Source organism: Mucilaginibacter sp. P4_D1, from assembly GCF_056401935.1.
Genome location: NZ_JBFUIJ010000001.1, coordinates 217,426 through 239,570, shown reverse-complemented (window position 1 = coordinate 239,570; position 22,145 = coordinate 217,426). Strand labels below are relative to the sequence as shown.

Here is a 22,145-nt window from a genome sequence, read left to right as displayed (position 1 = left end):
CTTTATATTTTATCATGGTTAACACTAAATCGATAGCGCAATTTAGGCGCATCCAAATATTGTGCCTGTTGTTGACCAATACAAGTCCTTGGGTACCGCGATCATCTAACCAGGATAAGCAATAAATAAAGGGTATCGTTTGATGCTTATATCTTCCCGACGCCATAAGCTTATTACGTTAGCTAATAACAACTTATCGCCGTTGGCCATTTAGATGCGTTTGCCCTGTCAGCCTACTCTTTGTTTAACAAACCTTACGGCACGCTGCAGTAAAGTACCTTTACGATGTGCCAGGAAGTGCTTAATTGCCTTGTATGCTTTTTCATTTTCCTCTACTACATCAGGGAATTTTTTTACCGGTTGCTGCGAAATATGCACATCGTACATATTCTCTTTATTGCTATGAAAACCCGTGCCATCGTGCCCTATGTTGTTGATAAGCGATTTGGCCGGATTTAGGGTAAGGCCGCCTTTTAAAAATATAGAAGCATACCAGCGAATAGCCCATGAATTGTTTTTACCGGCCTTAAACTCCTTAATCTGTTTCCAGAAATTCATTTTACCTTCGATGGAAAACTTAAGTACCCTAACTGCATCAAACTGGGCTATCAGTTTATCAATATCGGGTTCAAAGCTATCCCAGGCACGTGCCCAGGTTGCCCAGCCCCAACTGCTGGCTGCGCGATAGAAGAAGGCATCGGGCAGGTCTTTCTCTTTCAGGTTATACATATAGGCCCCAATATGCATCACTTTATCATCGTTTGCGTAACGGGTTAATGCCTCGTTAAAGTATTGCAGGGTATACGGCGATGATAACAGATCATCTTCAAAAACAATTACTTTACCATATTCATACACCAGCTGGGTAACACCGCTGATGATAGACTCTGCCAAACCCAGGTTATTATCGCGCAGGATAACTTTTACCGATTTAAAGCCGGACGTTTCTTTAGCAACCTGCCTTACCTCATCGCATTTGGCCCGGTCGGTTTCGGTTTTGGGACCATCACAAAAAATATATAAACGGGATTCATCTGCCAATACATTTTTTTGCAAATGGATGATGGTACGGCGCATATGATCGGGCCGGTTGTATACAAACAGAGCTATAGGGGCAAGTTTTTGCATTGATCAGGTAAAAGTCAGAATAATTCGGGTTGATGGTCGGCTTTTTTACACAAAACGGTATAAGCGTTGGCAAATTGTTCGCGCACCTTTTTTCCCATCAATTTACTTAAGGTTTGCTTAACTGAATATTCGGCTGCTATTTTCAAATTTTTCAGTAAGCTCTTCGGTTTCTTTTGATTAACGTAGGTATTAAACCTGGTAACCTCAGGTTCAATCATCGATGTAAGGTCATTCTCCAGCTCAAAACCTTCGGTACTTAACAAGTACCGGAGCGAGGTTGGCGTATAAACGTTGATATGGCCGTAAGCCAAAAAATGTTTAATCCGCGTATCAACACCTGTTTTATAATCGCGCGGAACCTCAATAACACAACGTTTTGCAACACGCTTTATCTCGCGCAATAAAATGCGCTCATGCTCCACATGCTCCAGCACATGCGACAGAATGATCAGATCAAAGCTATCATCGGCAAAAGGCAATTTATAACCATCAAATACCTGAACCGATTTTAGATTGGGTATATGGCGCGATTGTATATAGCCTACCCCGCTTTCAGAGATCTCGACAGCATGATACTCAAGTGCAAAGTTATTTTGGGACAAAATTTTTAAGATACTGCCGTCGCCGGCCCCCACTTCCAATACCCTGGCAAAAGTAAGCCCCCGGCATACATCTATAATATGCTGCGCTTTGTATTTTGCTCCCAGCATTCGCCAGGCTTCATCGTGCTTTTCGTAAAATTGATCGTAAGCGGTTTTATAGTCACCGCCAATAATTGATTCCTGCATTATTTACGAAGGTAAAATTATAGCTTTAATTATCTCTTCTGTTTTAAGCGAATTATTATTTAATAATGGCTTTAAGCTTGCGCCAGGTGGAATTTATTTTCTCGTTCACATCTTCCGAGATCTTAAACAGATAGGTCATCAGGATATAAACCAACGTTGTTACTCCGCTACGTAGCACTATATCCAGGTATAAATTAGGCATGCGCCAAAAATATTTACCAGCCAAAAAGCTCACCGCCGATACTACCAACACCAGCAGGTGCCTGTAATTAAATGGCTGCATTTTAAAGCGGTATTTAATGTAAAACCAGGTGCAGAAGTTTAAACCTGTCATAGTGATTAAATAAGCTATAGCCGCCCCCATTCCTCCAATTTTAGGGATCAGGATATAGTTTAAAACAATACAAAAAATACTGGCCAACAAAACCAATATGGTAATGAGTTTATACTTATGCGAAGTAGTAATGATATAGGTATTTAACCCGCCGGTTATATCAACCAAAAATCCGAGGCCTATCACCAGAAAAAGCGTAAAATATTTAGGATCGGTAAACTCCTTATTACGGGCAACAGCATACAAGTTTTCGCGGTTAATAATTATACCGATAAACAACAGGCATCCAAATACCATTTGAATGATAGAGGTTTTAGCATACACATCGGCAATATTCTCCATGTTTTTTGATTTCCATGCATCGGCAACGATGGCATAGGTTGTTCTGCTCAAAGCAGTGGCCGGCACACTTATCAATAACGCGATATTAAAATACCAACTGTAAATACCCTGCACACTATCCCCCGCCATTGAACTTAGCATCAAAGTATCTACTTTTTGCAGTAGCACATACACCGCACTTGCAACTAAAGTAAACAGGCCAAAATTTACAATCTCTTTCTTTTTTATGATTTTAAAACTGCCATCATTTACCCCGTAAGCAAATTTACCGGTGCTCATGATGCTTAAAAGCAGTAATAAAGAAATTAAACCATTGCTACCGATGTACAAGAATATAAAATCTTCAAAGTTTATCCATTTGATGGCTATCATCAATAAATAAACCGTAGTAAGCAACCGCAGCAAAACATTTTGCAAAAAATTGGAATAAATAGTTTGATAAACTACCCGGCCGGTCATTTCCAGGTAGTTGAACACCACTATAAATAACGAAAGCGGAATAAGGTAATAGTAATATTTGGCAAAAAATACCGAATTACCGGTATAAGCGCCCAATATTACCGGCCTAAGCGCAACGTACAATACAGTGGCTAACACTAATCCGGCAAGAGTTAAACCTGCCACCCAGTGCATAAAACCGTTATGTTTATTATCTTCGGTACGATAAAAAGGAAAGTATTTGGCTATAATACTTGGGGCCCCCATACTGGCCACCAATGAATATAAAACCGATACGCTGATAATCAGATTATAAAAACCGTATTGCCCGGCATTGGTAAAAAACGGAAAAAGCAAAACAGTGTTTATATAAGCTACCCCCATGCCCGCATACGAGAGGATGGTATTTTTATAAACCTGCTTTTTTACTATACCCATGCCAGCAATTAATATTTAATACCAATACGGCCGGTATAATCTATCCTGTTTAACAGCAACGGTAATTTTTGGGCTTCAATATACTCATCAACTGCTTTGCGCGCGCCTTCCCAATGGCCATAATCGTCGATAATGATAACGCCACCGGGCACCAGTAAGGGGTATAAATGCTCCAACTCATGAGCGGTGGATTCATACCAATCGGTGTCGAGCCTTAGCAAGGCTATTTTCCCGGGCATAGTTTGCGGGATGCTATCTTCAACCTTGCCTTTTACATAATGCACCTTTGCCGCTGGATAATTGAGCGTGCCTACATTCTTTTGTACTTCCTCTAATGCCGAGTAGCACCAAACAGATGTTGGATCGTCTTTATCGCTTGTTTTTAATAATTCGTCTGCTCCTGTACCAGTAGTTATTTTGTCCGCCTCGGTGGGTTCAGACATACCTTCAAAAGTATCATACAAATAGATATTCCTCGTGGTATCTCCCGCTTTCATTAAGGTATCTATTGCCGCCATGGTACTGCCGCCCCGCCATACGCCGCATTCCACAAAATCGCCTTGTATATTATTTTTAACAAGGTAGTTTACAGCATTGCATAACGAAGCAATCCGCTCCGGCGTGGTCATGGTGTACGTTTTTACCTTGTAGTATGTATCAAGTGTTGCTTTTTCAAAATCGGCAGGCAGGCCGTTAACAACAAGGCGTTTATCCGGCTTTACCAGGTCGTAGCCTAAATTATTGATAACCTTGTGCATCAGTTTTTTTAACATGTTAGTCTTTTTTTATTGATTGCTTTATTATTCCGGTAAGTGTTTTTATTCTGTCCCTAATATCATAATTATTGCGGATATGGGTTGCCTCCTTTGCCCCAAGCGAGGCTGCAAGTTCAATATCTTCTGCAATTCTCATCATGCAGGTAGCCATCCCTTCTATATCATGTTCAGCAATCAGAAAGCCTGTTTCCCCGTTAATAACCGCTTCCTTTATGCCGGTATGCTGTGTACTTACAATAGCCAAACCAGAAGAACCCGCTTCTAAAATAGTTACCGGAGTACCTTCTTTATCGCCGTTAGCAGCTGTTACCGAGTGTTGAACAAAACATCGTGACTGCTGTATTAACGCTTTGATCTGGTCGGTTTTCAACACCCCGGTTAGTGATATTTGCTCCTCAAGCCCCAATTCTTTTACTAATGATTGGGTTTCCTCAAACAAGGGGCCCTGGCCAACCATCCAAAGTTTCGCGTCGGGAAATTTGTCAGCCACCAATTTAAAAGCCCTCACTACCGATTGAGGCGATTTCTTTTCTACAAAGCGCCCAACAGCCAAAAAATTCCTTTTTGTTCCGGCAATATTTAGTTGAGGAAACTTAATGGTATCAACTCCACAGGAAGCATTGGTTATTTTACCTGCGGGTGCCCCCAGATTGATTAAATCAATCACCATATCTGCAGATACGGATATAAACGCACTTCCGTATTCAAACAATTTATTATAAAGCTTGCGGTAGCTTTTTACCGTTTCCCTGTGGTAAACATCGGCACCATGAAAATGCGTAGTTAATGGTACATTCGCAAGTTTACAAGCTTCGGTCACCATAGCCCCTACCATTCCATATTCCGCAAATACGGCATCGATTTTTTCCTTTTTCAGGTAGTTAACCAAGGCTATCGTACGCACCCGGATACTCTTTTTTTTAAATAACCTTTTTTGTATTAAATAACTTAACAATCCAAGTTTGGACCGGATAAGAAACTTTCCTTCGTGGTCATAAACAGGAAAAGCACCTCCGTACAACACTTTTTTATTACCAGGCAATCTGTCAATGTGTTCCTGTACGAATGTTTCAGAAAAAGCGTCTTTGTTCGGCTTTATAATACAAAGATTAAATGCATCCATTACACGGCACCCTTGCTTTTTTGAGCTACAACTACATATAGGGAGGCATCACGGTCGCGTTGCGCCTGCGAGTGTATTTTATCAAACAGCCGAATAAAGCTTTGCATCACAAACGCAAAAGGCGGCACCAAAAACTTAGGTAACTTTAAAAGGATGGCATCCTGAAAAAGCTGAATACCGCTTGCAGCAAGGCCCATTATACCATGGAAAGACTCCACCTCAAAACCTTCGGCTTCGATTGTCTTCCTTAATCCGGCACTTGTCCACCTCCAGTAATCATACGGTGTGGGGTGATAATACCAATACCCGTGGGTAGTAAGGATAATTTTCCCACCGGGTTTTAAAAGGCGCAAAGCCTCAGAAAGATAACTGTGGGGAGAATCAACATGCTCCAATACCTGGTTAGATAAAATGATATCGCAATAATTATCGGGCAAAGTTGTTTTGCTATCATAATCAATATGATAATCTGCCAAAGGGTTTAGATCGAGGTCCACACCAATGTATTTACCTACCATTGGCTCTATAACTGAGCGGTACGGCATGTCGCCACAGCCAAAATCAATAAGTTGCAGTTTATTGCTACCGGCAGTTAATTCCTGCATTATCTTTAAAGTGGCATCACGCAACTTTGTTAAATGAACATATCTGGTAGAAAACAAGGTGGGATTAAGCCGGCTATTGCTATTCATAACCGCAAATTTAATTTTTTTATTTTAATACGTTAATGTAAACATTAAGACCGGCCTGTATTACTGCCCCGTAAGCTTTATAAAATAAAACAGGCCTGTGTTTATCCTAACACAGACCTGTTTTTATATCGCGGTTTGGCAATTATTTAGTTGCCACGAATAGCTTATGGATCTCATGAGCATTTAAAACCCTTTTGTAAATCCTCATATCGTCTAAACCACCTTTCATAAGATAAGCCTGACTACTTGGATTGCCTAATCCCTGGCTATCAGCCCCTATATACAGATTAGTGTTAATGTCAGCATTTGGTGTAGGGATATTTTCAGATATCCTGTCAAAAACACCATCCACATATAAAGCAACCTGGCTTGAATCATAATTATATACTACTGTAAGCATGTGCCACGCACTTATACCACATACCAACTGACCATAAGCAAACGGATCACCACCGCCCGATACATTATAAGTTATAGTACCTGATTTGCCTACTATTGAACCTGCATTTAAAACACCGCCAACACCGGTTATCCATCCTTGCTGATTACCTACCGCGCGTTTGCTGAATACCGTAGTACCATATGAAGAACTGTAATTATCCAAGTTAATCCAATAATTAATTGTAAAATTCGTACTGTTAAGCCTTAAAGCCTGTTTATCAGCAACTGTTATATAACTGCTGATACCGTTAAAGTTATAAGCTGAGTTTGGTTTTCCAAATCTGTCAGCAACACTGGTAATATCGTGCGCTGTTCCATTATAATTATGCCCCGAGAAATCATTAGCACTATTATTAAACGGATAATAAGCAATTAACCCCACCTTTAAACTATCCTTAACAGTTACCAAACAGCTTACGCTTTTGGTTTCCGCCACATTACTCAACGAGATCTGCGACGTCCCTTCGTTTTTTGCTGTGATAACACCCCGATTAGTAACAGAAATTACAGAGGTATCTGATGATTTCCATACCAGTTTGGTAGTATCATACGATGTAGGGGTAACCGTAACATTCAGTTTTACAACATTGCCGGTATACATAGTAAGGGTATCGGTTAACAATAAGCCCTGAAGCGGATCTGGTGCCGGCCCGTCGTCTTGAATTTTTGTACAACTGCTGTAAAGCACAGCAAATAATGGTATTAATAAAAAGTAAAGTCTTTTCATAATAAGGTTTGGGTAAGTAGTAATTTATTTAGTTAATTTTTATTGTCTAAAAATAAATAATAATCGGCTATCGGCAAAATATATTACTATCGCAATAAAAAAGCCCTCCGGAATTACCGAAGGGCTCTATATTGTAATTTACTTACCTGATTATTGGCTTGTAAATTTCTTGGCGTTAATTTTACGCTCGTTTTCGTTCAGATAGATTTTACGTAAACGGATGCTTTGCGGCGTTACTTCGATGTACTCATCGGCCTGAATGTACTCCATTGATTCTTCTAACGAGAATTTAATGGCTGGTGCAATCCTCACGTTGGTATCGCTACCTGATGCACGCATGTTGGTTAACTGCTTGCCTTTGGTTAAGTTAATAACCAAATCGTTATCGCGAATGTGCTCGCCTAATACCTGTCCTTCGTAAATATCAACTCCCGGATCAACGTGGAACCTGCCACGATCCTGTAATTTATCAATTGCGAAAGCAGTGGTTTTACCTGTATCCATAGATACCAATACACCATTTAAACGGCCAGGAATAGTACCCTTCCATGGCTCGTATGCTTTAAAGCGGTGTGCCATAATAGCCTCGCCACCCGTAGCAGTTAATACGTTGTTACGTAAGCCAATGATACCACGTGCCGGGATATCAAATTCAAGGTGTTGTAAATCGCCTTTAGGTTCCATCACCAACAGGTCGCCTTTGCGTTGCGTTACCAATTCAATTACTTTACCGGCAACATCGCCCGGTACATCAACAATAAGGGTTTCAACCGGCTCGCATTTAACACCGTCAATTTCTTTAACGATAACCTGTGGCTGACCTACCTGCAATTCGTAACCTTCGCGACGCATGGTCTCGATAAGTACTGATAAATGGAGAATACCACGACCATACACCAGGTATGAGTCAGGCGATTCGGTTTCAACAACCTTAAGCGCCAGGTTTTTTTCCATCTCTTTGTACAAACGGTCGCGTAAGTGGCGCGATGTAACAAATTTACCCTCTTTACCAAAGAAAGGTGAAGTATTGATGGTGAACAACATGTTCATGGTTGGCTCATCAATTTTGATAACTGCCAGTTGCTCTGGTTTTTCAAAATCGGCAATGGTATCGCCAATATCAAAACCTTCGATACCAACTACAGCGCAGATATCGCCCGAGCTAACTTCTGTTGCACGTACTTTACCTAAACCTTCAAAAGTATACAGTTCTTTAATTCTTGATTTTTGGATGGTGCCATCGCGTTTTACCAAAGATACCGGCTGGTTTTCTTTGATGGTACCACGTGCCACACGACCGATAGCGATACGGCCTACAAATGAAGAATAATCCAAAGAGGTGATCTGCATTTGTAAGGTACCGTCGGCAATAGGCGCGGGAGGAATGTTAGCCAATATGGCATCCATTAACGGAAAAATATCCTCGGTAGGTGTTTTCCAATCGGTGCTCATCCAGCCTTGTTTTGACGAACCGTAGATAACCGGGAAATCCAGTTGATCTTCAGTTGCTTCAAGGTTGAAGAATAATTCGAAGATCTGTTCGTAAACTTCTTCAGGACGGCAGTTTTCTTTATCTACTTTGTTTACAACCACAATTGGTTTTAAGCCTAAAGCCAAAGCCTTTTGGGTTACAAAGCGGGTTTGAGGCATAGCGCCTTCAAAAGCATCGCAAAGTAGTAATACACCATCCGCCATTTTCAATACACGCTCAACCTCGCCACCAAAATCGGCGTGACCAGGAGTATCGATAATGTTTATCTTAACGTCTTTATACCTTACCGAAACGTTTTTTGATACGATGGTGATACCTCGCTCACGTTCCAGGTCATTGTTGTCCAATATTAATTCACCAGTTTCCTGACCATCACGAAAGATGGCGCAACTGTGTAAAATTTTGTCAACCAATGTAGTTTTACCGTGGTCAACGTGTGCGATGATCGCAATGTTTCTTATTTTTTGCATGAAATATGCCCCTATAAATTTGGCGCAAAGGTACGTTTAATATATGAGATTTTAAAACGCAGTCAAGTTATTGGGTATTTAATTATTTTTTACTGACATTTGGAACACGAATGAAAAAAATTATATTCCTGCTATTTCCAATAATGCTTATTGGAAATATGCTAAAAGCGCAAACCAACTGGATAACCCACAAAGCTGATAACCGTATCTCTGTAAAATTTCCTACTGAACCTAAAGAACTAATTAAAGGCACTTACGGCGCCACACTTAAAGATAGCAGCAATGTATTTGTATTCACCATTGTTGATTTTGAAGAAGTGGCCCATATTGACTCTACAGCCCTGGCTCCGTTTAAAGCCACGCCTCAATTTGCCGCACAACTTAAGGAAGGAATGAGTAAAAGTTTGCCGAACGTAAATCTGGAAGACTTTAAGATAGGCACATGGAAAGGCTTCACCAGTTATACCACATCGGGAACAGATAATTTAAATAACAAATACACCATATTTATGATTTTGATTGGCAACAAAATGTACAGCCTATCAACCATCATAAAAAACAACACGACTACAAATCTAACAGCCGATTACTTTGCATCCATTATATTAAGCAGTTAATTACTGCAAATTCACCTACCAAACGCCCAGCACAAAAACTTACCCATTACCCTACCCCAGGTTTCGGTGTTATGGGTACCTCCAACAACTTCAACATACTGAATATCCGCAGGACGCGAGTAGCCTTTTGCCTCCAGTTCCTTAACCAGGTCTATAGTATCGTCAATAGCATCAATAATGCCATTTTTGTTCCTGTCGCTGGTTTCATCTTTGGTGCCTGTTTGCAACCAGAACTTTAAACAGGGTTTACCTTCGGTTTCTCTGATTAAAGCATGCGCAATCCGGTCGCTATCTGTGTACCCTTTAGCCAAGTCCTTACTTCTCCACCAAAACGAACCTGAAAATACCCCTACCTTATCAAAGGTATCGGCGTTATTCCAGCAGATATCAAATGCCGATAATCCGCCTAAAGAAAAACCGGCAAAGGCTGCACTTTCAAATTCGTAAATACCTGTTTCGGTTTTTATCTGCGGCAGTAATTCAGTTATAATAAATTGAGTATAAATATCAGCTTTAGCGCCCCGCTTTTTAAAATCGGGCCGGCTGGCTACGCCATATTCCTGCAGGCGGTCTTCACCGGCATGTATGGCTGCCACCAACAATGGTTTTATGCGGTTGGTGTTATATAGTTGCTCAAGTGTTTGGTTAAGTGCCAGGTTTTCCAGCTCCTGTCCATCGTTCAGCAATAACAGGTTTAACGGCTCTGCAATTTCCTGTTCATCGGGTATTAATAGTGTACATAATACCTCTCTTTTGAGCAGGGCAGAATTTATCGTTATCGTTTTTTCTATTATCGTCATTTCAGTTTCGACCCAGCCCCAATTCATCTTATGTTAATTTTAAAGGGCACAAAAGTACGCTATGTTTTCAAATTATTACGCTAACGTATTAATTTATCAGTTAGTTGCCTTTTTCAGTTAAACCACTTAACTTACATCAATTAAAACTTAAACTGCCCATTTTGATAGAAAAATATCATCGCTGGTACTCGCCAAACCTAAACCTGCATGTAGAAATGCTGGTATTTGGCGATCGCGGATTTCCTGTTATACTATTCCCTACTACCAAGGGCCGCTATCACCAAAACAAGGATTTTGGCCTGATTGATAGCGTAAAATGGTTTGTAGACCAGGGCCTGGTAAAGATTTACTGCCCCGATACATTGGACGACAGAACATGGTATGATAAAGGCATCCACCCGGCCGACCGTGCCCGTAATTACAGTTGGTACGATAAAATGCTTTTACATGAGCTGGCGCCCTGGGCCATGCACGAAACCGGCATTGGTAAAGTAGCAGTTGCCGGATGCAGTTTTGGCGGTTACCATGCAGCAAACTTTGCATTTAAACACCCCGAGAAAGTGGCACACCTTTTTACCATGGGCGGCGCCTTTGACATTAAAATGTTTACCGACGGCTTTTATAACGATGATATTTTTTACAACAACCCGGTAGATTATTTGCCAGGCAGCAACGCGGGCGACCTATGGAACATCAACATCATCCTGGGCACATCTGAGCACGACATTTGTAAAGATTATAATATACAGCTATCAAACATATTAAACAAAAAAGGTATTAACCATTGGTTAGATATCCGCCCGAATGCCAGCCACGACTGGCCAATTTGGAAGGAGATGTTTCCGCATTATTTGTCAACAATAAAGTAGAATCAAGAATTAAGAGTCAGGAATCAAGACAGAAAAACAATACTATCTAAAACTTAAAATCTACATAAAAACATCCGGAACCCGGCAACTCGCAACCGGCAACCGAAAACAAAACACTATGAAAAAAATAGGCATCTTATTCGGACAGGAAAATTCGTTCCCACAGGCTTTTGTGGATAGGATAAACCAGAAAGCTGAAAAAAATATATCGGCGGAGTTTGTCCGCATTGATAAAGTAATGCAGGCCGAACCATTGGACTATGCTGTAATTATCGACCGCATTTCGCAGGATGTTCCTTTTTATCGGGCTGCATTAAAAAACGCGGCCATTTGCGGCACTGCCGTTATTAACAACCCATTTTGGTGGAGCGCCGATGAAAAGTTTTTTAATAACGCGCTGGCTGTAAAAATTGGTGTGCCGGTGCCAAAAACAGTGATATTGCCTTCAAAAGATTTACCAGATGACACTACCGACAAATCGTTCCGCAACCTGGCCTACCCGTTGGATTGGAATGGTATTTTTAACTATGTTGGTTTCCCGGCCTACATGAAACCCTTTGATGGCGGCGGCTGGAAAGAGGTTTATAAGCTGGACGATAAAGAGGATTTTTTTGATAAGTACAACAAAACCAAGCAGTATGTAATGATGTTGCAGGAAGAGGTTGTTTTTGACGATTACTTTCGCTGTTACTGCATTGGCGGCAAGCACGTACGCATTATGCAATACGAGCCGCGCAACCCGCATCACTTGCGTTACGAGCACGGCAAAGCCCCGGCAGCAAAAAAACTGTTGGATACCGTTAAGGATTATGTAATAAAACTTAACCAGTTTTTAGGTTATGATTTTAATACCGTGGAATTTGCCATTCGCGACGGCATCCCTTACGCTATTGATTTTTGTAACCCGGCCCCTGATGCCGAAGTGACCAGCGTAGGCCAGGACAACTTTGAATGGGTGGTTGAAACCGCCGCTGATTACGCCATTGAACGCGCAAAAAAACAAAAGGACGGTTTAGACAACCTTACCTGGGGCGAGTTTGTAAAAACATCGGCCGCCAAAACACCACTGGTAGGTGCGAAAGTAAAACCGGCTAAAGTGGATGTATCCGTGGGTGTAGTTGAACATGCTATTGAGGCTGAGGGGAAAGTGAAGAAGGAGAGGGTGGTGAAGGCGAAGAAAGTAGAAGAGCCCAAGAAAGCCAAAAAATAACGTTTGTCATTTCGACGAGGTACGAGGAGAAATCTTATACGCTATACAACGGTGCTCCGTGAATTGCATAGCGTGTAAGATTTCTCCTCACGCTAATGCTCGCGGCCAGCCCTTGTTCGTTCGAAATGACAATTTGTTTATTAGTATAGAAGCGAATACACGGAAACATTCAGCATAGAAACTGAATGTATTTAACCTAACCAATTATGAACAAGTTTACCTTAGGTGTTGAAGAAGAATTTATGGTGATTGACCCCGTAACCAGGGAGCTAAAATCGCATGAGCAGAGAATTGTGGACAGCGCGCAAAAAATCCACGAAGACCAGGTCAAGGCCGAAATGCACCAGGCGGTTGTGGAGGTAGGCACGCATATTTGCCATAATACCACCGAAGCCCGCAAAGAGGTAAGCAAACTGCGCACAACCGTGGCCATGCTTGCCGGCGATATTGGCTTGCGCATTGGTGCAGCGGGAACGCACCCGTTTTCGCACTGGCAACATCAGCTCATCACAGATCATCCACGTTATTTCGAGATTGTAGATGAGATGCAGGAGGCTGCCCGCTCCAACCTTATTTTTGGTTTACACGTGCATGTGGGCATCCAATCGCGGGATATGGCTATCCACATTGCCAACCAGGTGCGGTATTTTTTACCGCACGTGTATGCCTTATCAACCAATTCGCCTTTTTGGGAAGGGCGTAATACCGGGTTCAAATCGTTTCGTACCAAGGTATTTGATAAATTTCCGCGTACCGGTATTCCCGATTATTTCAGCAGTATCGAAGAGTATGACAATTATATCAAGCTATTGGTAAAAACCAACTGCATCGATAACGCTAAAAAAATCTGGTGGGATATCCGGGTTCACCCATTCTTCGAAACCATCGAATTCCGTATTTGCGATTGCCCTATGCTTGTTGATGAAACTATTGCATTCGCAGCACTTTTCCAGGCGTTGTGTGCCAAATTATATAAGCTGCGTCAGCAAAATATGAAGTTTATAACCTACTCGCGGGCACTTATTAATGAAAATAAATGGCGGGCCGCCCGTTACGGCATCGATGGCAAAATGATTGATTTTGGTAAGGAGATGGAGGTAAACACCCGGTCGTTAGTTTTGGAGCTTTTAGATTTTGTGGACGATGTAGTTGACGATTTAGGTTCGCGCGATGACCTGCAATATGTACACAAAATACTGGAAACCGGTACCGGGGCCGACAGGCAGCTGGCCATTTACCAGCAAAATAATAACTTTGCGGATGTGGTTGATTACATCACCTCGCAAACACTAAAGGGACTATAACGACAGAATGACAACGAAACCGGAAATAAAGGTAGCCATACTTGATTTGTATGATGGGATAGCGAATGAGGGGATGCGCGGTTTCCAGGATATTTTAAAAAGATATAAAGCACAACACGATTTAAATATCACCTATAAAATCTTTGACGTTCGCAGGGGATGCGAGGTGCCGGGGCTTGATTTTGATATTTACATATCAAGCGGGGGGCCCGGCAGCCCTTTACATGAAGGCACAGAATGGGAAAAGAAATATTTCAGGCTGACAGACAGGCTCGAAGATCATAACTTATCCAACACTACCGATAAAAAGCATGCTTTTTATGTTTGTCACTCTTTCCAATTGATGTGTCGTAAATACGAGCTGGGGGATATCAATACCCGCCGTTCGCCATCATTTGGTGTGTTGCCGGTAAATAAAACCGGGGCTGGTTTAACCGAACCCTTGTTTGAAGGCCTTGCCGAACCATTTTACGCAGTTGACTCCAGAAGCTGGCAGGTGATCAATCCGAACGAAAACCGGTTTAAAGAATTGAATATGCAGCTGGTGGCTATCGAAAAAGAGCGCCCGCATATTGATTTGCAACGGGCCATGATGGCCATTCGTTTTGACGAGTACTCCCTTGCTACCCAGTTTCATCCCGAAGCGGATGCCAATGGCATGAAAAACCTGCTTTTAAAGGAAGACAAAAAAGATGAAGTAATTAATGAGCATGGCGACGTAAAATACAAGGAAATGCTAAGCCACCTTGCCGACCCTGACAAAATTAGCCACACCCAACAGACGCTGATCCCTAACTTTTTAGATCAGGCTGTATTGAGTTTGCAGGGGTTGTAGTGTTTGTATTTTCGTAGTAATGGCACGATAATTCCTTTAAAGAGTTCTCATGCAGAATGATAGCCGGAATAGTTTTCAAACCGGTTATGGGTCAACGCCACATAATTAAAAATCCGAAGTCCCATAAAAACAACAAAGCCGCAACCTAATGGTCCTGCGGCTTTGTTAATATCAAATATCTTCTGCTTAGTTGCTCTTGCTGTTATCAGCATTAAACAACTTCGCTTTATCAACTTTTTCAATAATCATCCCATCGGCCAGCGTTTTAGTGATGGCAGCATAAGGGGCTGATACTACTTCCTCGCCACCTTTAAGCCCGCTCAATATCTGGATATAAGAATCATTCTGGATACCTGTAGTAACCTGTACTTGTTTTAGTTTGTTACCCGCAGTTAACACAAAAACATATTCTTTTGATGGTTGTGTAATTGATGGCTTACTCTTGTCGTCGTCTTTTTTAGGCGGCCCGTTCTGGTCTTTTTTCTCCTCGCGGGTGGTTACCGATTGAATAGGTACCGATAATGATTTTACCTGGTTGGTATTGATATCAACTGTAGCTGTTAATCCGGGGCGGAAAGGTGAAGGGTTATCTGCCGTTTTTTTCAATAACGACATGTATGAATCTGCATTGATGCGTACTTTAACGGTAAAGTTAGTCACCTGGTCGGCAGTGGTACCAACCACATTGGCCGAGCTTCCTATTTCAGATACAACACCGGTAAATTTCTTACCCAAAAACGCGTCAATCTCGATATTTGATGAATCGCCTAACGAAATGCGATTAATATCGTTTTCGTTCACATCAACGTTAACATCCATTTTGCTTAGGTCAGATATCGTCATGATCTCGGTACCTGCAAATTGCTGGGTACCTAAAACACGCTCGCCCAACTCAATAGACAGTTTTGATACTACGCCATCAACCGGCGAGTAAATGGTTGTTTTAGCCAGGTTATCCTGCGCTTCTTTTACCGAAGCCGATGACTGTGCCAAACCATATTGCGAGCCGATAACATTTTGTTTGGCGGCTTCATACGAAGCTTTAGCGCCTTCGAATGCAGCTTTAGCATTTTCATATTCAGATACGGTAAGCACTTTGTTTTTATAAAGCTCTTCGCTGCGTTTAAAAATACCTGCCTGGTTGTTAAAGGTGGCCTCTGCCTGTTTCAACATCTGGCCAGAGTTACCTACACTGGCTTTCTGAGTATTGTATGATGCAATAGCCCTATCATAACCCGACTTTAATATATCAGGACGGATTTTACAAAGTAATTGCCCTTTTTTCACCACATCACCTTCTTTGATAGGTAATTCAACAACCTCACCAGATACTTCGGGGCTTATTTTAACTTCGATATGCGGTTTTATTTTACCGCTGGCAGATACGGTTTCGTTAATAACGCGTGTATCAGCTTTTTCGGTAGCAACCTGCGTTAAAGGCGGCTTACCAATAAGGCCGGTTGCTTTGGCAATGATCAGCAGAACAATCAGCGAGCCAAGTCCTATCAGAATATATTTAGTAGTTTTTCCCATGATTATGAGTTTGGATATTTACGGTTTTAGTTTTTTTATTTACAATGATATTTGTTTGCCCAGGTAGTAATCAATCACTTTCGCCCTAAACACAACCATATATTGCGCGTTGATCATGTCAAACTGCGATTTATTGAGGTTGGTTAATGATGTATTATAGTCAAGCGAATTTACCAAACCAACATTATAACGCTGTTGTATAATATTAAAGGCTTCTTTATTGGCCTGGTATGTTTGCGTATATGACAGGTATGATTTTTCGGCAGCTTTTACATCCAATACCGCCTGGTAAATAATCTTGCTCAGGTTATTACGGGCAAGCTGTGTGGTTACCTTAGCGTTTTCATATTGTATTTTTGCTTTGCGTACCGACGTACGTGAGCTAAAACGGTTAAAAATGGGTATCTGTAAGCTAACCCCTACCGATTGGTTAAAGTTATCGCTCAGCTGTTTAAAAAACGGATACTTATTATATACAGCGGCATATTGTGGTAGTGTAGCCGGTTGGTTACGGTTGCCATTAACAAAACCGATTGTATCTATCCTGCCGGTAGGTGTTATCCCTCCCAATAAAGTACGCGCGTCTGAATAATTTGAGCCTAACTGGCCAAACAACACCACGCTTGGATAATAATTACCCTGGGCTATTTTTATTCCCTGCTGGGTGGCTTTCTCCCGTTGCTCGGCAAGCAATAAATCCGGGTTAACCAATTCGGCGGTTTTTAAAACTTCTTCCGCGTTATATAATGTTTGAATGTCTGTCAGTTTGCTGATATCCGGTTTCTCAACTACGATATCCGTTTGCGGAGTCATTTCCATGTATTGCTTTAAAGTAAGCAACGAAATTTCATAGGCATTTTGAGCATTGGTATAATTCAAATCGGCTGTAGACACGGTTGCTTTGGCCTGCGATAAATCTGCCAGTGTTTGGTTGCCAACATCAAAGTTCTTTTGTGCCCTGTCTAAAGTAATTTTAGATACATCTATTTGCTGCTGAGCGGCTTTTACCAAATCCTGGTTGGTTAATACCTGTAAATAAGTTGTAACCACATTTAAAATAAGGTCGTTCCGTACTTTTGCAGTAGCGGTTTTATCAGCATCAAGCAATAAACGGTTCTGAATGATAGTATTGCGCAACTGGCCACCCTGAAACAAGGTTACCTGCGTTTGTATGGTACCATTCAATGCAAAAATGCGCTGATTGATGAACTGGTTGGTAGAGGGGTCGATGTTACGGCCGAAGTTAAATGATGCCTGCGGACCTGCCGTAAGATTTGGGAGCTGATTATATTTCGACTGTTTTAAAGTCTCATCATCCAAAGCCTCGGTAAACTGCGATTGTTTGATGGTAAGGTTACGCTCCAGGGCCAGATCAACAGCCTTTTGCAACGATATTACCTCCTGCGCATTAGCCCGGAAGCTTAACGACGAAAACAGGATGGCGCAAATTACAGTAGCTTTAAAAGATGGTATAAATTTTAGTTTCATAAGGTTTTTCTATACAATGGTAAGCAACTGATTACTACCTTGCGGTGTTGTTTTCTATCTACCGGAAAATTTAACATTAACTTTTGTTTTGAATATGTACCTGGTTAAAACTCCCTGGCTGCTAAAAAAGCTTTACCCCGAGCTTATTTGGAATGTAAACCAAACTAACCGTTGTATTTATCTCACTTTTGACGATGGACCCATACCTATTGTTACACCATTTGTTTTAAATATTTTAAAACAGTACAATGCCAAAGCAACGTTCTTTTGTATTGGCGACAATGTAGGCAAACATCCTGATATTTTTAAGCAGGTTATCAACGATGGGCATGCTATTGGCAACCATACCTACAACCACCTTAAAGGATGGAAAACTGATAACAAAACTTACCTTGATAATTTTCTCTCGGCAGATAAAATACTCCACACTAATTTATTTCGGCCACCTTACGGCCGCATCAAAAAACAACAGGTAAAAGATTTAAAATCTGTTAAGCCCGACATCAAAATCGTCATGTGGGATGTGCTGAGTGGCGATTTTGACATCAAACTAAAGCCGGAGGATTGCCTAAAGAACGTTATGAAGTATACCGAAGCGGGTTCAATAGTTGTATTTCATGATAGTTTGAAGGCCTTTGATAGGTTGGAATATGTTTTACCAAGGGCGATGGAAATTTGGAGTAAGGAAGGGTATAGTTTTGAGTTGATTGGGTTGGATTGAGTTGACTAGGTTGAATAGGTTGAATAGGTTGAATAGGTTGAATAGGTTGAATAGGTTGAATAGGTTGAATAGGTTGAATAGGTTGAATAGGTTGAATAGGTTGAAAATTAACTATAAAGAAGTGGTTGTACAAAAACAAAACATTAATTAAATGGCATCATTTACTGAACTGGAAACTTGGAAGCAGGCCCGAAAAATACGGATGCTGATTTCTAACCTTGTCAAAAGTTTTCCAAATGAGGAAAAATTCAGATTAACCGATCAAATAATTCGATGTTCGAGATCAATAGGTAATAACATTGCCGAAGGCCATGGACGTTTCCATTTTCAGGATAATATCCGTTTTTGCATCATCGCCCGTGGCTCACTTTCAGAAACGCTTGATCACATGATTATTGCAAGAGATGAAAACTACATTGATGACGCGGTATTTAAATCGTTTCAAAATGACTACGATCAATGTCTTAAATTATTAAACGGCTACATCTTTTTCATCAAAAAGAAAAAGAATGACGAGTTAAGTTGAGTGGTTGATTAAGTTGATTAGGTTGTAGATTCATTTTCATTTAACCTAAGCAATCCAACCCAATCAACCAACCCGAACCAACTCAATCAACTTATTCCAACCCAATCAACTCAATCCAACCCAATCCAACCCAATCCAACCCAATCAACCGCCAACCTATTTAGAACCTATCCAAATAAGAATTGACGAAACCTTGATTATTAATTAGATGTTATATTTTGTAAATTCGCCGCACTAAGTTTCTGACAATCAATTTTAGTGTCAATTTCTTTTACTTTTCACCTAAAAATCAAATACAAATGGCTTTTGATTTAGATATGATCAAAAAAGTTTACGACCGCTACAGCACCCGCGTGGATGCTGCCCGCAAAGCGACTGGTAAACATCTTACTTTAACCGAGAAAATTTTATACGCCCACCTTTCAGAAGGCGACGCCAAAACAGCGTTTGGCCGCGGTGTGGATTACGTTGATTTTGCACCAGACCGCGTGGCTATGCAGGATGCAACAGCGCAAATGGCTTTATTGCAGTTTATGCAGGCCGGCCGTCCGCAGGTTGCTGTTCCATCTACCGTACATTGCGATCACCTTATACAAGCAAAAGTTGGCGCCGTTGCCGATTTACATACCGCCGTTGACATTAACCGCGAGGTTTATGATTTCCTGGCTTCAGTATCTGACAAATATGGTATTGGTTTCTGGAAGGCCGGAGCCGGTATCATTCACCAGGTAGTGTTAGAAAACTACGCGTTCCCCGGTGGTATGATGATTGGTACCGATTCGCACACGCCAAACGCGGGTGGTTTAGGTATGATAGCTATTGGTGTTGGCGGTGCCGATGCCTGCGATGTTATGGCAGGTTTACCATGGGAGCTTAAATTCCCTAAACTGATTGGTGTTAAATTAACCGGTAAATTATCTGGCTGGTCATCAGCTAAAGACGTTATATTAAAAGTAGCAGGTATCCTTACTGTAAAAGGTGGTACCGGTGCTATTGTTGAATATTTTGGCGAAGGTGCACGTTCACTTTCTGCAACAGGTAAAGGTACCATCTGCAACATGGGTGCCGAAATTGGTGCAACCACCTCGGTTTTTGGTTACGATGAAAAAATCGCTACCTATTTAACAGGTACAAAACGTGGCGACATTGCTGAGTTAGCTAACGCCATTGCCGAACACTTAACCGGCGATGACGAGGTATACGCTAATCCTGAGCAATACTTTGACCAGGTTATCGAAATTAACCTTTCGGAGTTGGAGCCACATATTAACGGCCCCTTCACCCCGGATTTGGCATGGCCTATATCTAAATTTGCTACGGCTGTTAAAGAAAACAACTGGCCTGCAAAATTAGAAGTTGGCTTAATTGGCTCATGTACCAATTCATCTTACGAAGATATTACCCGTTCTGCATCTATTGCAAAACAGGCTATCGATAAACACCTTACTACCAAAGCCGAATTTACTATCACCCCGGGATCGGAGCTTGTGCGTTATACGGTTGACCGTGACGGTTACCTTGATACCTTTGCACAAATGGGCGGTGTGGTATTGGCAAACGCTTGTGGACCATGTATTGGTCAATGGGCCCGTCATACCGACGATCCAACACGCAAAAACTCCATCATCACATCGTTTAACCGCAACTTTGCTAAACGCCAGGATGGCAACCCTAACACCCACGCGTTTGTAGCATCGCCAGAAATTGTAACAGCTTTGGCTATTGCAGGCGATTTAACTTTTAACCCACTTACCGATACTTTAACCAACATTAATGGCGAGCAAGTTAAACTTGATGAGCCGCTGGGTATAGAAATGCCGGTTAAGGGTTACGCTGTTGAAGATGCCGGCTACCAGGCCCCTGCCGAAGATGGCAGCCAGGTACAGGTTTTGGTTGATCCAAAATCAGCTCGTTTACAGTTATTGGAGCCGTTTGCCGCATGGGAAGGTACAGACCTTAAAGGCCTTAAATTGCTGATTAAAGCCAAAGGCAAATGTACTACCGACCATATCTCGATGGCTGGCCCATGGTTAAAATTCCGTGGCCACCTGGATAACATATCAAACAATATGTTGATTGGCGCTATCAATTATTTTAACAACACCGCCGATAGCGTTAAAAACGAACTGACTGGCGAGTACGGACCAGTACCAGCTACTCAACGTGATTACAAAGCAAACGGTATTGGATCCATAGTAGTAGGCGACGAAAACTATGGCGAAGGTTCATCACGTGAGCACGCTGCTATGGAGCCACGTCACCTTGGTGTACGTGCTATATTGGTAAAATCATTTGCCCGTATCCACGAAACCAACCTTAAAAAACAAGGTATGCTGGGTATCACCTTTGCTGATAATAACGATTACGACAAGATTCAGGAAGATGACACTATCGACATCACCGGCTTAACAGAATTTGCCCCTGGCAAACAGTTAACCGTTGTGTTAAACCACAAAGATGGCTCGGTTGAATCGTTCCCGGTTAACCATACTTACAACGCTCAGCAAATTGAGTGGTTTAAAGCAGGTGGCGCGTTAAACATCATTCGTAAACAAATGACATCTTAATAAGACTAAAAGCCGAAAGGTTAAAGCTGAAAGCTAATTATATGAGCCTCCCTTTGGGGAGGCTTTTTTGTTTTAATCTTTATTGTAATATCACTTTTACTTAATATGGAATAAACCGGCAGGAGCTACATTAGTCGTACATCTAAACAATCCGGCTATGAAAAATCATGTTTTACTTATTGCAGTTATTTTGCTGCTAATTTCATCTTGTGCAATTATCCCCGTTACCTATTTTGGTGACAGGCTTCCACCAACAACATCAATAGAGATCTATTATTCTGCCCACGACGTTAAGCACGTATACAAGGTTATAGGTCATTTAACCTGTCAAAACTTTCTTGACCAGGAGGAAGTAAAACGCAAGCTCTCTGATTACGCAAAAACTGTAGGTGCCGATGCCGTAGTTATTTTGGGGACTGATAATTCAAAAGACTCGCAAGCAGCTATCGTAACTGCCGATGCGTTGAAGTATACAGATAAGTAAAA

At 41.5% G+C, this 22,145-nt stretch carries 20 protein-coding genes; 9 read left to right on the top strand and 11 right to left on the bottom strand.

The features are described from left to right. Positions 1-228 precede the first annotated feature (228 nt). The 8 genes from AC1DV1_RS00945 to typA all read right to left on the bottom strand — a co-directional run bounded on the left by AC1DV1_RS00945 (position 229) and on the right by typA (position 9,189). On the bottom strand, positions 229-1,128 hold the full coding sequence (locus tag AC1DV1_RS00945; protein WP_477353909.1) for a glycosyltransferase: 900 nt from the start codon (positions 1,126-1,128) through the stop codon (positions 229-231). 14 nt (positions 1,129-1,142) lie between these two features. Further along, positions 1,143-1,916 (bottom strand): class I SAM-dependent methyltransferase, encoded by a 774-nt coding sequence (locus AC1DV1_RS00940; RefSeq protein ID WP_477353907.1) that lies wholly within the window; start codon positions 1,914-1,916, stop codon positions 1,143-1,145. Between the two features lie 55 nt (positions 1,917-1,971). Continuing rightward, positions 1,972-3,468, bottom strand: a complete 1,497-nt coding sequence (locus AC1DV1_RS00935) for a lipopolysaccharide biosynthesis protein (protein ID WP_477353905.1) — start codon at positions 3,466-3,468, stop codon at positions 1,972-1,974. An 8-nt stretch (positions 3,469-3,476) separates the two neighbouring features. After that, on the bottom strand, positions 3,477-4,241 hold the full coding sequence (locus tag AC1DV1_RS00930; RefSeq protein ID WP_477353903.1) for a TylF/MycF/NovP-related O-methyltransferase: 765 nt from the start codon (positions 4,239-4,241) through the stop codon (positions 3,477-3,479). Between the two features lies 1 nt (position 4,242). Further along, entirely contained in the window at positions 4,243-5,367 is a 1,125-nt protein-coding gene (locus AC1DV1_RS00925; protein ID WP_477353901.1) for a glycosyltransferase, read from the bottom strand. Further along, positions 5,367-5,972, bottom strand: coding sequence for a class I SAM-dependent methyltransferase (locus AC1DV1_RS00920; protein WP_477353899.1), 606 nt, complete (start codon positions 5,970-5,972; stop codon positions 5,367-5,369). Before AC1DV1_RS00920 ends, AC1DV1_RS00925 begins: the two co-directional genes overlap by 1 nt. A 229-nt stretch (positions 5,973-6,201) precedes the next feature. Further along, a complete protein-coding gene (locus AC1DV1_RS00915) occupies positions 6,202-7,227 on the bottom strand; it encodes a LamG-like jellyroll fold domain-containing protein (protein ID WP_477353897.1) in 1,026 nt (341 codons plus the stop codon). Between the two features lie 150 nt (positions 7,228-7,377). Further along, positions 7,378-9,189, bottom strand: a complete 1,812-nt coding sequence (gene typA / locus AC1DV1_RS00910) for a translational GTPase TypA (protein ID WP_477353895.1) — start codon at positions 9,187-9,189, stop codon at positions 7,378-7,380. Between the two features lie 110 nt (positions 9,190-9,299). Here typA and AC1DV1_RS00905 point away from each other — a divergent pair, with 110 nt between their 5' ends. Further along, complete coding sequence (locus tag AC1DV1_RS00905) at positions 9,300-9,806, top strand: hypothetical protein (protein ID WP_477353893.1); 507 nt, start codon at positions 9,300-9,302, stop codon at positions 9,804-9,806. A gap of 11 nt (positions 9,807-9,817) precedes the next feature. Here AC1DV1_RS00905 and AC1DV1_RS00900 read toward each other — a convergent pair whose 3' ends face one another. Then, positions 9,818-10,606, bottom strand: coding sequence for an alpha/beta hydrolase (locus AC1DV1_RS00900; RefSeq protein ID WP_477353891.1), 789 nt, complete (start codon positions 10,604-10,606; stop codon positions 9,818-9,820). A gap of 161 nt (positions 10,607-10,767) precedes the next feature. Here AC1DV1_RS00900 and AC1DV1_RS00895 point away from each other — a divergent pair, with 161 nt between their 5' ends. From AC1DV1_RS00895 to AC1DV1_RS00880, 4 genes are all read left to right on the top strand, one after another. Further along, entirely contained in the window at positions 10,768-11,475 is a 708-nt protein-coding gene (locus AC1DV1_RS00895; protein ID WP_477353888.1) for an alpha/beta fold hydrolase, read from the top strand. Between the two features lie 118 nt (positions 11,476-11,593). After that, a complete protein-coding gene (locus AC1DV1_RS00890; protein ID WP_477353886.1) occupies positions 11,594-12,685 on the top strand; it encodes an ATP-grasp domain-containing protein in 1,092 nt (363 codons plus the stop codon). Between the two features lie 206 nt (positions 12,686-12,891). Further along, the gene (locus AC1DV1_RS00885; RefSeq protein ID WP_477353884.1) at positions 12,892-13,989 is read left to right on the top strand and encodes a carboxylate-amine ligase; all 1,098 of its coding nucleotides are present in this window, start codon (positions 12,892-12,894) and stop codon (positions 13,987-13,989) included. 7 nt (positions 13,990-13,996) lie between these two features. Further along, complete coding sequence (locus AC1DV1_RS00880; RefSeq protein ID WP_477353882.1) at positions 13,997-14,824, top strand: type 1 glutamine amidotransferase; 828 nt, start codon at positions 13,997-13,999, stop codon at positions 14,822-14,824. A 186-nt stretch (positions 14,825-15,010) separates the two neighbouring features. Here AC1DV1_RS00880 and AC1DV1_RS00875 read toward each other — a convergent pair whose 3' ends face one another. After that, on the bottom strand, positions 15,011-16,357 hold the full coding sequence (locus tag AC1DV1_RS00875) for an efflux RND transporter periplasmic adaptor subunit (protein WP_477353880.1): 1,347 nt from the start codon (positions 16,355-16,357) through the stop codon (positions 15,011-15,013). Positions 16,358-16,396: 39 nt separating this feature from the next. Then, on the bottom strand, positions 16,397-17,845 hold the full coding sequence (locus tag AC1DV1_RS00870; RefSeq protein WP_477353878.1) for a TolC family protein: 1,449 nt from the start codon (positions 17,843-17,845) through the stop codon (positions 16,397-16,399). Positions 17,846-17,939: 94 nt separating this feature from the next. Here AC1DV1_RS00870 and AC1DV1_RS00865 point away from each other — a divergent pair, with 94 nt between their 5' ends. The 4 genes from AC1DV1_RS00865 (at position 17,940) to AC1DV1_RS00850 (ending at position 22,143) form a co-directional block, all read left to right on the top strand. Further along, entirely contained in the window at positions 17,940-18,566 is a 627-nt protein-coding gene (locus AC1DV1_RS00865) for a polysaccharide deacetylase family protein (RefSeq protein WP_477353876.1), read from the top strand. 151 nt (positions 18,567-18,717) lie between these two features. Continuing rightward, positions 18,718-19,092, top strand: coding sequence for a four helix bundle protein (locus tag AC1DV1_RS00860; RefSeq protein ID WP_477353874.1), 375 nt, complete (start codon positions 18,718-18,720; stop codon positions 19,090-19,092). Positions 19,093-19,391: 299 nt separating this feature from the next. Further along, positions 19,392-21,659, top strand: coding sequence for an aconitate hydratase (locus AC1DV1_RS00855; protein ID WP_477353872.1), 2,268 nt, complete (start codon positions 19,392-19,394; stop codon positions 21,657-21,659). A gap of 157 nt (positions 21,660-21,816) precedes the next feature. Further along, on the top strand, positions 21,817-22,143 hold the full coding sequence (locus AC1DV1_RS00850) for a hypothetical protein (protein WP_477353870.1): 327 nt from the start codon (positions 21,817-21,819) through the stop codon (positions 22,141-22,143). Positions 22,144-22,145 lie beyond the last annotated feature (2 nt).

Bases quoted from the DNA above. Each gene is read 5' to 3' on its own strand.
- AC1DV1_RS00945 (WP_477353909.1), bottom strand. From the start codon at position 1,128: ATGCAAAAACTTGCCCCTATAGCTCTGTTTGTATACAACCGGCCCGAT.
- AC1DV1_RS00940 (WP_477353907.1), bottom strand. From the start codon at position 1,916: ATGCAGGAATCAATTATTGGCGGTGACTATAAAACCGCTTACGATCAA.
- AC1DV1_RS00935 (WP_477353905.1), bottom strand. From the start codon at position 3,468: ATGGGTATAGTAAAAAAGCAGGTTTATAAAAATACCATCCTCTCGTAT.
- AC1DV1_RS00930 (WP_477353903.1), bottom strand. From the start codon at position 4,241: ATGTTAAAAAAACTGATGCACAAGGTTATCAATAATTTAGGCTACGAC.
- AC1DV1_RS00925 (WP_477353901.1), bottom strand. From the start codon at position 5,367: ATGGATGCATTTAATCTTTGTATTATAAAGCCGAACAAAGACGCTTTT.
- AC1DV1_RS00920 (WP_477353899.1), bottom strand. From the start codon at position 5,972: ATGCAGGAATTAACTGCCGGTAGCAATAAACTGCAACTTATTGATTTT.
- AC1DV1_RS00915 (WP_477353897.1), bottom strand. From the start codon at position 7,227: ATGAAAAGACTTTACTTTTTATTAATACCATTATTTGCTGTGCTTTAC.
- typA (WP_477353895.1), bottom strand. From the start codon at position 9,189: ATGCAAAAAATAAGAAACATTGCGATCATCGCACACGTTGACCACGGT.
- AC1DV1_RS00905 (WP_477353893.1), top strand. From the start codon at position 9,300: ATGAAAAAAATTATATTCCTGCTATTTCCAATAATGCTTATTGGAAAT.
- AC1DV1_RS00900 (WP_477353891.1), bottom strand. From the start codon at position 10,606: ATGACGATAATAGAAAAAACGATAACGATAAATTCTGCCCTGCTCAAA.
- AC1DV1_RS00890 (WP_477353886.1), top strand. From the start codon at position 11,594: ATGAAAAAAATAGGCATCTTATTCGGACAGGAAAATTCGTTCCCACAG.
- AC1DV1_RS00885 (WP_477353884.1), top strand. From the start codon at position 12,892: ATGAACAAGTTTACCTTAGGTGTTGAAGAAGAATTTATGGTGATTGAC.
- AC1DV1_RS00880 (WP_477353882.1), top strand. From the start codon at position 13,997: ATGACAACGAAACCGGAAATAAAGGTAGCCATACTTGATTTGTATGAT.
- AC1DV1_RS00875 (WP_477353880.1), bottom strand. From the start codon at position 16,357: ATGGGAAAAACTACTAAATATATTCTGATAGGACTTGGCTCGCTGATT.
- AC1DV1_RS00870 (WP_477353878.1), bottom strand. From the start codon at position 17,845: ATGAAACTAAAATTTATACCATCTTTTAAAGCTACTGTAATTTGCGCC.
- AC1DV1_RS00865 (WP_477353876.1), top strand. From the start codon at position 17,940: ATGTACCTGGTTAAAACTCCCTGGCTGCTAAAAAAGCTTTACCCCGAG.
- AC1DV1_RS00860 (WP_477353874.1), top strand. From the start codon at position 18,718: ATGGCATCATTTACTGAACTGGAAACTTGGAAGCAGGCCCGAAAAATA.
- AC1DV1_RS00855 (WP_477353872.1), top strand. From the start codon at position 19,392: ATGGCTTTTGATTTAGATATGATCAAAAAAGTTTACGACCGCTACAGC.
- AC1DV1_RS00850 (WP_477353870.1), top strand. From the start codon at position 21,817: ATGAAAAATCATGTTTTACTTATTGCAGTTATTTTGCTGCTAATTTCA.